Source organism: Pseudomonas sp. GW821-FHT10B02, assembly GCF_059415665.1.
Window position 1 is genome coordinate 218,827 of record NZ_JBWKNR010000013.1, and the last position, 11,026, is coordinate 229,852.

The window sequence follows — 11,026 nt, forward strand, 5'->3', positions numbered from 1 at the left end:
TATAACAGTTTTTTTCAAAGGATAGACCGGTTTTGGCTCCTACAGCCCCGCTTCTTGTCCTTGTTCAGGCGCTTCAAGTACGTTGGGCGCCTGTTCCCGGCGTTTGATTTTAAGTTCGCTGACGATCACGGCAATGACGATCAGCAACCCGCCAAACAGGGCGATACCCGGCAAGCGCTCGCCTGCGATGCGTCCTACGATACCGGCCCAGACCGGCTCACCTGCATAGATCAGCGTAGCCCGGGTCGGTGAAACCGATTTCTGCGCCCAGTTCATGGCCACCTGAATGACCGCACTCATGGCGCCCAGACCCAGGGCGCTGAGCAGCAGCAGCCAGGAGAAATCCGGCAGTGGCTCCTGGGTAGGCAGCACCATCAAGAACGACAGCACCGAGGCCGTTGCCAGCTGCACCACGGTGACCCGGCGCACATCGACCTTGCCGGCATAGCGGCTGATCAGGATGATTTCCGCGGCGATCGCCACGGCACTGACCAGCGTGACGATCTCGCCGGTACTGAACTGCAGTGAGCCGCCTTCCGGGCCAGCCAGCAACATCAAACCGACAAAGGCCAGGCCAATCCCCAGGCTTGGCATCAGGCCTGGGCGACGGCCCAGTACCAGCCATTGCAGCAGAGGCACAAAGGGTACGTACAAGGCAGTGATAAAGGCCGACTGGCTGCTGCTGATGGTCTGTAACCCATAGGTTTGCAAGCCATAACCGAGCATGATCGAGATCCCGATCAGTACGCCGGCTTTGAATTCGGTAGCGGTCAGTCCCGACAAAGCACGGGCCGAGACCAGGCCGACGAACAGCGTGGCAGCGGCAAAACGCAGGCCGACAAAGAACATCGGTCCGCTGACGGTCATGACGTTATGCACCAACAGGAAGGTGCCGCCCCAGAGTATGGTGATAAACACCAGGACCAGTTCGGCCCTGCTCAGCCGGAACGAAACGGAAGGGCGATCTGCGCGGTTGATGGAAGTCATGGCCTTGCACACGGAAGAAGGGCGACGCACAATTGCGGCGAAGTGGGCAGTATACTGCGCAAATACAATTGGTGAGCAATATAGTGCACAAAAATTCCAGCCAGCGCGCCTCCGTGCTACAACATGTCAGCCAGAACGTTCGTCGCCTGCGCCACGTCGCTGAGCTCAGTCAGAGTGCTCTGGCAGAAAAGTCCGGCGTCAGCCGACGCATGCTTGTGGCCATTGAGGCCGGGGAGAACAATGTCAGCCTGACCACCCTGGATCGCCTCGCCGAGGCGCTGGGAGTGGCCTTTACCGATCTGATCCAGGCCCCTGACAACCGCGACCCGAGCCGCATCAACGAGCTGGCCTGGGCCGGGGTCCATCCCGGCAGCCGCGCGGTTTTGCTGGCCAGCTCGGCCGCCAGTCGCGAGGTGGAGTTGTGGGAGTGGCGACTGGAGCCGGGTGAGGTGTATCAATGCGAAGCTGATGCCGATGGCTGGAGCGAGCAACTGTATGTGGCCGAGGGTTGCCTGACCCTGGCCATCGGCGATCAGCAACACTTGCTGCGGGCCGGTGACTTTTTCAGTTATGCCAGCAATTGCATTCATGCCTATCGCAACGATGGCGAGGTGGCTACGCGGTTTGTGCGTAACGTAGTGATCTAGTTGGCCGCATCACAGTGATTGCCGGCCAGATACTCTTCGGTGGCGATCACCTGGGCATAGGCGAATGCCAGCGATGCCATGTAGGCCGCATGTACCTGGGCAGCAGGCACGGTCACACCATTGAATTCCAGGTCACGGCTGGCGCAGGCATCATGGATCACTGTGACGGCATAGCCGAAGTCGGCGGCGGCACGGGTGAAACCGTCGATGCACATATGGCTCATGCTGCCGATCACCGTCACCGCTTCGACCTTGTGCTCGTCCAGCAGCGCCTTGAGCTCAGTGTTCAGGAACGAATTGACTTTATGCTTGAGCACGACGTGTTCACTTGGCCGCGCGGCAACCTTGGGGTGGATCTGCGCACCTTCTGACCCCGGGGTGAAAAACGGTGCATCAGCCGATTCGAACTCATGGCGCACATGTACCACCAGGTCACCTTCGGCCCGGGTTGCGGCAAGAATCCTGGCGGCATTGTCGGCGGCGCGATCGGCGCCATCCAGAGTCCATTTGCCGCCTGGGAAGTAGTCATTCTGAATGTCGATGATGATCAGGGCGTGCTTGCTCATTTCAAAAGCCTCTATCGGTGAGTGGTTGTGGCCTGGTGATAGTTATAGGCTTGAGCGCTAGGCTTGCAGATTGGCGCGAACGACAAATTGGCGGGAAAAACTGACAATGACACAAGGCTGCGACACGCTGGAAATCGGCCTGTTGGTCTACCCTGGTGCACAGGCGGCAGCGGTGCATGGGTTAACCGACCTGTTTGCTATCGCCAATCGCCTGCGTCATGAGCTGGGTGCGCTGGAGCGCCCGGAGCTGCGTATCAGTCATTGGAGCGAAACCGCAGGTCAGCAGCTGACAGCGGTGTTCGATAGCCATCCGGGTGGTCACCATCGGCTGCGGGTAATGATCATTCCGCCGAGCCTGACCCAGACGCCGTCCCCTGAGTTGCTCGAACGTTATCGCCAGGATCTGTGCCAGTGGCATCGCAATGGCGCCTTGCTGGTGTCGGTATGTGTTGGGGTGTTTTTCATCGCCGCCAGCGGCCTGCTTGATGGGCGGCCAGCCACGACTCACTGGAATTTCGCTCAATCCCTGGCTGAGCGCTTCCCGGCGGTGAGAGTCGAGGCCAATCTGCCACTGCTCGATGACGGTGACATCATTACTTCAGCCGGACTGATGGCCTGGACAGACTTGGGTTTGAGGTTGGTTGAGCGTTACCTGGGCGAGACCTTGGCTGCCGAGACCGCACGGTTCCTTGCGGTGAAGCGCGTGAGTGGCAGCGCCCCCGGCAGTGTTTTCAGTCCGCGCCTGGATCATGGCGACGAAGCGGTGCTCAAGGTTCAGCACTGGTTGCAAAGCAGCGGTGCGCGGGATGTGAACCTGAAGGTCATGGCTGATTGCGCAGGCCTGGAGTCGCGTACCTTTCTGCGTCGTTTTCGCAGCGCCACGGGCCTCAAGCCTACCGAGTACTGCCAGCAGGTGCGGGTTGGTCGTGCTTGCCGGATGCTCGAGTTCACCAACCGCAGCATCGACCAGATCGCCTGGGGAGTGGGGTATCAAGACCCGGGTGCCTTTCGCAAGGTCTTCCACAAGGTCACCGGGCTTGCGCCCAGTGACTATCGGCGGCGGGTGGCGGGTAGTATCGGCTGATCCTGCCTTGCCGGGGGCTGGCCCTGAGCCTGGCCTATTCGGCTGCTTCCGGTCCGGGCTCCAAAAGCTGCGGTCCCGGTCCGTGCTCACTCAACTGGTCATTACAATTGCGCAGCGGGCAACTCTGTAACGACATGCAGCCGCAGCCGATGCAGCCATCGAGCTGGTCGCGCAGTACCATCAGCTTGTCGATACGCCGGGTCAGGTCCTGGCGCCATTGTTCGGACAACCGTTGCCAGTCCGTGACGCTGGGCGCACGGCCTACAGGTAGCGTCTGCAATGCAGCATGAATGGTCGCCAGCGGGATGCCCAGGCGCTGGGCCATCTTGATCACCGCCACCCGGCGCAGGGTTTCGCGAGGATAGCGTCGTTGGTTGCCGCTGCTGCGGGTGCTGTGGATCAGCCCCTTGCTTTCGTAGAAGTGCAGGGCGGTGACCGCAACCCCGCTGCGGGCAGCCAGCTGGCCGACGGTCATGATCTTCTCGGCGGTGCAAGGTTGAGGCATGGTGATAAATCTCTTGACCTTGAGTTAACTAGAGGTTTTACCCTGCCTGCCGTCGCGTCGCAAGTTCAATGGCAGGGAGAAAATGCCGATGATGGTTTCAGAGCGCAGCTTGTGCTTTATCCAGATGATCGAATTCGAGGTGATGCCAGAGCGTCAGCATGCTCTGGCCCAGGCGCTGAACGAGCGAAGTGAAGCGCTGGTGCTGCGCCATTCGGGCTTGCTGGGTGCGAGCATTCAGGCCAGTGTTGATGGCTGCCGCGTACTGCAGTACCTGCAATGGCAGTCGCGCAGCGCCTGGGAGGCGGCGGCCAGCAGCTTTGCACAGGAGCCCTTCCTGCAATTGATTCAGCAGCATCAGGCCAAGGGTGTGAACTTCGCCGCCTTTCAGACCTTGAGCAGCTTGTCGCGCAGCGCGACGGAGGGGCTGCATTGCCAACTGCCGGTCGCTCAGGAATACCAGGGTGAGTGGTGAGGGTAGTGGTCCAGGCGGGCACCGATGATCATCTCGCTGACCCAGGCGCCGAGAATCGAGCTGTAGGCTTTCTGGCTGCGGTCGCTGGACAGCGCGTGATCAGCGCCGTCAACGATTCGATGGGTCAGGGAATGGGCGCTGACGAACGCTGAGCGGTAACTCATCAGCGTGCTGTGCGGGACATAATCGTCCTGCTCCGATTCGACCAGCAGCACGTCACCGGCGAATTCGGCGCAGGCCCCCAGGGCGCGATTATCGGCGGGCCCCAGCGGGCGTCGGCGATAGTCGTTCAAGCGTTGGCGATCAAGGCCGTGCTTGGGCATTGTCCAGTCATCGTCCCAGTACAGCGCCGGCACCCTCAGGGCCAGCCATTTAACTGGTCTCAAGGCGGTCAACAAGGTCGCCAGGTAGCCCCCGTAACTGCTGCCGATTATGGCAATCGCACTGGTATCGACGGCAGGATGGCTGACCAGCCGGTCATAGGCAGCCAGCAGATCTGCCAGGTTTTGCTCACGGGTGACACTCAGGCGCTGGCTCTCGGTTTTTTCATGACCGCGCAAGTCGAAGGTCATGCACACGCAGCCCAGGCCAGTGATCTGCTTGGCGCGGGCCAGGTCGCGTTGCTGGCTACCGCCCCAGCCGTGAACGAAGAGAATGCCCGGCACCTTGTCGCCGGGGCTGACGATGGTTGCGGCAATGGTCTCATCGTCGACGTGGATCTCGATGGGCTCGCTATGGATGGTCATAGTCGCGTAACCGTGCATATTTGCAGATTCTTCCGAGTTCACTGTCATCCCCCTGGTAGAAAATGGTCGCATCGGCGGGCAGGTCGGGTGTGCCAAAGACTTCATGGGTCGAGGCGCGCAGGTGTGTCAGTGCAGGGTCTGCGGCAAATGCCTGCAAGGCCAGAATTTCGGCGCTGCTGGCACCACCGATGCGCCAGGATTGCTCGAGCACGCCGCTGCGCGGTTTGCCCTCACAGTTCATGCCCCGAGCGACGTCATAGTTGCGGCGTGAAGCGATAAAGCCGGGAAAGTTCTGCAATGCCGCCTGCTCATAGGTTCTGGCCTGGGTGATGGCCAGGCGCAGAGCATCTTCGAGCCTGAGTTGCAGCAAAGTGTCGTAGTCGCCGCGTACCAGCACCAGGTCCGAACCACCGTAGATTTCTTCGCCGCTATGGTCGTGAGTCAACTGCTGGGTACCGTAGTAGCTGCACAGGATGCCAGCCACCAGAGCCTGGCCGACACTGAAGGTCTGCACCTGGGTCAGGTTCTCTTCCAGGGTAAGTCCCCAGAGCGCGAGCTCTTTCTCATCAAGGCCGGTAAGCGCCTGTTCGACCTCTGCCATCGATGTGACCACGGTTTGCCCTCTGCCTGCCGTGGCGCGAACCGGTTTGATCCGTAATGGGCCGTCACGCAACAACAATGCGGCTGCATGCGCAGCGTCTTCCAGGCTGAACGCCGTGTAGCCGCGTAACAAGGCATCACTGGCCTGACGCGCAAAGTCATCGGTCCAGCCTAGCGGATAGCGGGCATTGGCAGGCAAGGGGTGGGAAATGGCTTTGGTGGCCATGTAGGGTCTGGCTACCACACCACCGAACAGGTCCTGGGTCGAGGCAATGCCGATCTCCTGATAACGAGCGGGATCGATCAGGGTTTCGGTGGGTAGGTAATAGAAGTTGTCATGTGCGGTTGGAGGGTGGGTTGGCACAACCACCTGTGTATCGAGCAACTGCGCCAGGCGTTCGGCAAGCTTCAGGTGCACGCTGTGTTCGTGTTCGGGGGTGTGCTGGCGGGTATCGAGCAGCACGACGCCTTGCTTGTGGTCGGTCGAACGGGGCATGGGCGAGTTCCTCGGCGGCGTCAGGTCCTCCAGGCATGAGGTCACTCCTCATGCAAGGACTGTAATGTTGTGAAGGCCTGAGGGCTCGGAAGTTCACTAGAATGGAAGAGGAATTGACTTCTGGTTATATAAATATATGTATTGATAATTTATCGTTCTAATTGGTTCTGAGGCACTATAGAGTCAATGCGTGCCTGCGCATATAAAGGCAGCGTCTTCTTTACTAGGCATGGACAACCAGAGAGCCTGCAGCAATGAACAGCTTCCCGTTGTATTTCGACTACGCCGCCACGACACCTGTCGACGAGCGAGTCATTCAGGTGATGGTCGAGTGCCTTGGTGCCTCGGGCAACTTTGGCAATCCGGCATCCGGGTCGCACCGCTATGGCCAGCAAGCCCGCGAGGCTGTGGAGCAGGCGCGTGTCCAGGTTGCCACACTGGTCGGTGCAGACGCCGGGCAGATTGTCTGGACTTCGGGGGCTACCGAGTCCAACAACCTTGCGCTCAAAGGCGTTGCCCAGGGGTACCGGGCAGGCCATATCATCACCAGTCAGATCGAACACAAGGCCGTGCTCGATAGCGTTTTTCAACTGGAGCAGGCAGGCTTTGCGGTGACGCGTCTGGCCCCTGACGCCCAGGGCCTGATCAGCCCTGAGGCAGTAACTGCGGCGCTGCGCGATGACACCGTGCTGGTCTCACTGATGCTGGTCAATAATGAGCTGGGCACCGTCAATGATATCGCTGCAATCGGCCAGCTTGTTCGTGATCATGGCGCGTTGCTGCATGTGGATGCCGCCCAGGGGGCCGGTAAGCTCGGTATCGACTTGAGGCAGTTGCCTGTAGACCTGATGTCGTTCTCGGCCCATAAGGTCTATGGGCCCAAGGGGATCGGCGCCTTGTATGTTGGTGAGCGCGCCCGGCCGTTGCTTCACGCGCAGATTCATGGTGGCGGACACGAGGGCGGCTTGCGTTCAGGAACGCTGGCCACTCATCAGATTGTCGGTATGGGCGCGGCGTTTGCCCTGGCGGGTGACCTGCAGGCAGAAGAAGCGCAGCGCATTGGCCAATTGCGCCAGCGCTTGCTTGAAGCTCTTGGTGAAATCTCCGGACTTGAGATCAACGGTAGTCCTGTGCAGCGCATCGACCATACCCTGAGCCTGACCTTCAAAGGCGCGAGTCCGCACTTTGCGACTCTTGCCGATAACCTGGCGTTCTCTTCGACCTCGGCCTGCAACTCGTCGAGCAACAAGCCCTCGCATGTGTTGCTGGCATTGGGGCTCACACCGCAGTTTGCGCGCCAGACCATGCGCTTGAGCCTTGGCCGCTATACCCGGGAGCAGGATGTCGATCAGGCTGCGGCGGCAATCAAAGCCTCGTTACAGTCGCAACCTTTCTGGGCGGTTGCCGGGGGCTGAAGCCTGCTCCATTATCTGCGGCTATAACAACGGATGCCGTGGTAGCAGGAGTCAGCATGAACACTCAGTCTTCAACGCAGGGAGCGGTGAACGCACGCCTGGCAGCGATTCGCCAGGTGATGAATCGGGAAGGGGTCGACGCCCTGCTGGTGCCGTCGGCCGACCCGCATCTTTCCGAGTACCTGCCAGAGTATTGGCAAGGCCGGCAATGGTTGTCCGGCTTCCAGGGCTCGGTAGGCACATTGATCGTTACGCCAGAGTTCGCAGGCCTGTGGGCTGATAGCCGGTATTGGGAACAGGCTGAGAAAGAGCTGGCCGGTAGCAGTATTCAGTTGATGAAGTTGCAGCCGGGCAAGCCGGGTCCGCTGGACTGGTTGGCCGAACAGGTACCTGAGGGCGGCGCGGTGGCTGTTGATGGTGCGGTCATGGCGTTGGCTTCGGCGCGTCAGCTGGCGGAGCGCCTCACGGCCCGCAATGCGCGCCTGCTCACAAAGAACGACCTGCTTGCCCAGGTTTGGAATGATCGTCCAGAGTTGCCAGGCAACCCGGTGTACCAGCACCTGCCGCCCGAAGCGACGGTGAGTCGCGCCGAAAAACTTGCCCGACTGCGCCAGACCCTACGCGAACGTGGCGCCGACTGGCACTTCATTGCCACCCTCGACGATATCGCCTGGCTGTTCAACTTGCGGGGCAGTGACGTCTCCTACAATCCGGTGTTCGTATCCTTTGCACTGGTTGGCCAGGAAAAGGCGATCCTCTTTGTTGCGCCCAGCAAGCTGGATGCATCGCTGTGCCAAGCGCTCGAGGCCGATGGCATTGAAGTGCGCGATTACACGGCAATCCATGCGGCATTGGCCGCCGTTCCGGGCGGCGATAGCCTGCTGATCGATGCGGCACGGGTTACCCAGGGATTGATTGACAATTTGTCGAGTGAAGTACGACTGGTCGAAGGTATCAATCCCACGACCCTGGCCAAATCGCAGAAAAGTACGCAGGACCTGGACCACATCCGCAATGCCATGGAGCAGGATGGTGCAGCGCTATGTGAGTTCTTCGCCTGGCTCGAGGTCGCGCTGGGGCGCGAGTCGGTCACTGAGCTGACCATCGATGAGCAGCTCAGCGCTGCCCGTGCCCGTCGCCCCGGCTTCGTGTCGTTGAGCTTTTCGACCATCGCCGCTTTCAATGCCAACGGTGCCATGCCGCACTACCGTGCGACCGAAGCGTCCCATGCCCGTATCGAAGGCGATGGCTTGCTGCTGATTGACTCGGGAGGGCAGTATCTGGGTGGTACCACGGATATCACCCGCATGGTGCCAATAGGCATACCAAGTCTTGAGCAGAAGCAGGACTGTACCCGGGTGCTCAAGGGCGTGATTGCGTTGTCACGCGCGCGGTTCCCGCGAGGCATCCTTTCACCGTTGCTCGATGCCATCGCCCGGGCGCCGATCTGGGCCGATCAGGTCGATTATGGTCATGGTACCGGGCATGGTGTCGGTTACTTCATGAACGTGCATGAAGGACCACAGGTCATTGCCTACCAGGCGGCAACGGCACCGCAGACAGCGATGCAGGCCGGGATGATTACCTCAATCGAACCGGGCACCTACCGTCCAGGGCAGTGGGGGGTACGAATCGAGAACCTGGTTTTCAACCGTGAAGCGGGGAGCAGCGAGTTTGGCGACTTCCTTGAATTCGAAACCCTGACGCTGTGCCCGATCGACACTCGCTGCCTGCTGTCGGAACAGTTGAGCGAGCAGGAACGCAGTTGGCTCAATGGCTACCATCAACTGGTGCGAGAGCGTCTTGCACCGCTGCTCGATGGGGCAGCGCTGCAATGGTTGCGGGCGCGCACTCAAGCGCTCTGATCCTGAGGGTATCGGCGTAAGCACAAAGGGCAGCCATCTGGCTGCCCTTTGTGCTGAATGTTCTTTATTTGCAGATCACGATCATGCTGCGACTGGTGTATCCGGCCGGGTTGAGTCCGAAAAGGAAGTCGCCAGACTCCGCGTCGTCGTCGCCAGAGCGGGCGATCACCTTGTAGCCTTTTTCGCCGCAGGCCGTGGTCGCTTTGCTATAGCACTTGTCCCAGGATGACGAGAGGCCCGAGCAACTGATATGCAGGCCTTTCTTGCCGCGCTTGACTTCAGTTTTCGCAGTCGCCGCGCACCCAGCAATGGCCAACATGGCCAGGATGAGCAAAATTCGTTTCATTCCCGTCCTTAATACGTGCCGGATCTGTCGCCCGGGTCTGTGTCTGTAGCTTATTCCTGATGCTTCTTGCGTCCCTGTCTTGTCAATTAGATAACACCAAGATTGACGTTCCATGACAGCTTAAAGATCGTAGATGCTCGGCACAATGACCAGTTTTGATTTAAATGCAAATATTTCTCAAATCAGTCAGCGGCTATCAGGGCCGGGCTTTCCTTGCGCATTGACAGTGTTGCCCCCACTGACGCGGCAATGATCGCCCCGATGGCCAGCCATTGCGTAACGCTCAGGACTTCCCCGAGAAACAGCAATCCCGAGAGTGCGCCAAAAGCAGGTTCGATGCTCATCAGCGTGCCAAAGGTCCTGGTAGGCATACGTGTGAGCGCGACCATCTCCAGGCTGTAGGGCAGGGCGGTTGAGAGTATCGCGACACCAAGAGCGATCGGCAGTAGTGCCGGGTTGAGCAATGCGCTGCCTGCATGGGCGATGCCGACGGGCGCTACAAACAGGGCGGCAATCATTACGCCTAGCGCCGCAGTCTGAATGCCGTTCTCGGCCCCTGCCTTTTGACCATAAAGGATGTACAGGGCCCAACATACGCCGGCGCCCAGCGCATAACCAGCGCCGATCAGGTCGATTCCGCCGCCGGTTTGGCCAATGGGGATCAGCAGCAACAATCCCGCCACGGCCAGGCCGATCCAGAGGAAGTCCACCGCTCGCCGCGAGGCATACAGAGCCACTGCAAGCGGGCCGGTGAACTCCAGGGCTACGGCAATCCCCAGTGGCACTGTGCGCAAGGACATATAGAAGAGGAGGTTCATGCCGCCCAGTGCCATGCCATAAATGATGACTGTGCGCAGAGTGCTGGCACTCAGGCGTGCACGCCAGGGGCGCAGTAGCAACAGCATGATGACGCTAGCGAATATCAGGCGCAGCGTGGTGGTGCCTTGCGCGCCAACGACAGGAAACATGCTCTTGGCCAATGACGCGCCGGATTGAATCGAAGCCATGGCGATTAGCAGCAGGCCGATGGGGAACAGCGTGGCGGCCAGGCTGCGGGGTTGGGCGTTCATTGTGGATGGGTGTTCCTTATAGATAGGTCGGGCGCACAAGGTCGATGTCTGTGGCTTATGATGCGCAAAGCCGGAATAATGAGCAATATAGTGCACATTATTCTTTTGTATAGGCTTTTCCAAATTAAAGCTTGACGCTCGATTTAAACGCTCTATAATTCGCCCCACTTCCGGCGCAGTCGGAACGGAAAACTCCTTGAGATTCAACGAGTTAGCTGTTCCAGGTA

The 11,026-nt window shown here is 59.7% G+C and carries 12 protein-coding genes; 5 read left to right on the plus strand and 7 right to left on the minus strand.

Going from position 1 to position 11,026, the window contains the following annotated elements; translation table 11 throughout:
- Nucleotides 1-39 precede the first annotated feature (39 nt).
- On the minus strand, nucleotides 40-987 hold the full coding sequence (locus AC07OF_RS20165) for a DMT family transporter (protein WP_157193291.1): 948 nt from the start codon (nucleotides 985-987) through the stop codon (nucleotides 40-42).
- 83 nt (nucleotides 988-1,070) lie between these two features.
- Here AC07OF_RS20165 and AC07OF_RS20170 point away from each other — a divergent pair, with 83 nt between their 5' ends.
- Nucleotides 1,071-1,634, plus strand: a complete 564-nt coding sequence (locus AC07OF_RS20170; protein ID WP_157193290.1) for a helix-turn-helix domain-containing protein — start codon at nucleotides 1,071-1,073, stop codon at nucleotides 1,632-1,634.
- Here AC07OF_RS20170 and AC07OF_RS20175 read toward each other — a convergent pair.
- Nucleotides 1,631-2,200 (minus strand): cysteine hydrolase family protein, encoded by a 570-nt coding sequence (locus AC07OF_RS20175; RefSeq protein WP_157193289.1) that lies wholly within the window; start codon nucleotides 2,198-2,200, stop codon nucleotides 1,631-1,633. The two genes, AC07OF_RS20170 and AC07OF_RS20175, sit on opposite strands and share 4 nt — an antisense overlap.
- Nucleotides 2,201-2,306: 106 nt before the next feature.
- Here AC07OF_RS20175 and AC07OF_RS20180 point away from each other — a divergent pair, with 106 nt between their 5' ends.
- Nucleotides 2,307-3,284, plus strand: a complete 978-nt coding sequence (locus AC07OF_RS20180) for a GlxA family transcriptional regulator (protein ID WP_157193288.1) — start codon at nucleotides 2,307-2,309, stop codon at nucleotides 3,282-3,284.
- A 34-nt stretch (nucleotides 3,285-3,318) separates the two neighbouring features.
- Here AC07OF_RS20180 and soxR read toward each other — a convergent pair whose 3' ends face one another.
- Nucleotides 3,319-3,789 (minus strand): redox-sensitive transcriptional activator SoxR, encoded by a 471-nt coding sequence (gene soxR / locus AC07OF_RS20185; protein ID WP_157193287.1) that lies wholly within the window; start codon nucleotides 3,787-3,789, stop codon nucleotides 3,319-3,321.
- 88 nt (nucleotides 3,790-3,877) lie between these two features.
- On the opposite strand from soxR, the gene AC07OF_RS20190 reads away from it, so the two are divergent.
- On the plus strand, nucleotides 3,878-4,261 hold the full coding sequence (locus AC07OF_RS20190; protein ID WP_038612959.1) for an antibiotic biosynthesis monooxygenase: 384 nt from the start codon (nucleotides 3,878-3,880) through the stop codon (nucleotides 4,259-4,261).
- Here the strand turns inward: AC07OF_RS20190 and AC07OF_RS20195 are convergent.
- Complete coding sequence (locus tag AC07OF_RS20195; RefSeq protein ID WP_157193286.1) at nucleotides 4,237-5,007, minus strand: alpha/beta hydrolase family protein; 771 nt, start codon at nucleotides 5,005-5,007, stop codon at nucleotides 4,237-4,239. The genes AC07OF_RS20190 and AC07OF_RS20195 overlap by 25 nt on opposite strands.
- On the minus strand, nucleotides 4,994-6,103 hold the full coding sequence (locus AC07OF_RS20200) for a DUF3182 family protein (protein ID WP_157193285.1): 1,110 nt from the start codon (nucleotides 6,101-6,103) through the stop codon (nucleotides 4,994-4,996). Before AC07OF_RS20200 ends, AC07OF_RS20195 begins: the two co-directional genes overlap by 14 nt.
- 254 nt (nucleotides 6,104-6,357) lie before the next feature.
- Between AC07OF_RS20200 and AC07OF_RS20205 the strand changes: the two genes are divergently transcribed.
- Both AC07OF_RS20205 and AC07OF_RS20210 read left to right on the plus strand, forming a co-directional pair.
- Nucleotides 6,358-7,518 (plus strand): cysteine desulfurase family protein, encoded by a 1,161-nt coding sequence (locus AC07OF_RS20205; RefSeq protein ID WP_157193284.1) that lies wholly within the window; start codon nucleotides 6,358-6,360, stop codon nucleotides 7,516-7,518.
- Between the two features lie 56 nt (nucleotides 7,519-7,574).
- Nucleotides 7,575-9,383, plus strand: coding sequence for an aminopeptidase P family protein (locus AC07OF_RS20210; RefSeq protein ID WP_157193283.1), 1,809 nt, complete (start codon nucleotides 7,575-7,577; stop codon nucleotides 9,381-9,383).
- 64 nt (nucleotides 9,384-9,447) lie between these two features.
- Here AC07OF_RS20210 and AC07OF_RS20215 read toward each other — a convergent pair whose 3' ends face one another.
- Both AC07OF_RS20215 and rhtA read right to left on the minus strand, forming a co-directional pair.
- Nucleotides 9,448-9,729: a hypothetical protein gene (locus AC07OF_RS20215; protein ID WP_038612949.1), complete on the minus strand. Its 282-nt coding sequence runs from the start codon at nucleotides 9,727-9,729 to the stop codon at nucleotides 9,448-9,450.
- A gap of 182 nt (nucleotides 9,730-9,911) precedes the next feature.
- Nucleotides 9,912-10,799 (minus strand): threonine/homoserine exporter RhtA, encoded by an 888-nt coding sequence (gene rhtA, locus AC07OF_RS20220; RefSeq protein ID WP_157193282.1) that lies wholly within the window; start codon nucleotides 10,797-10,799, stop codon nucleotides 9,912-9,914.
- Between the last annotated feature and the right edge of the window lie 227 nt (nucleotides 10,800-11,026).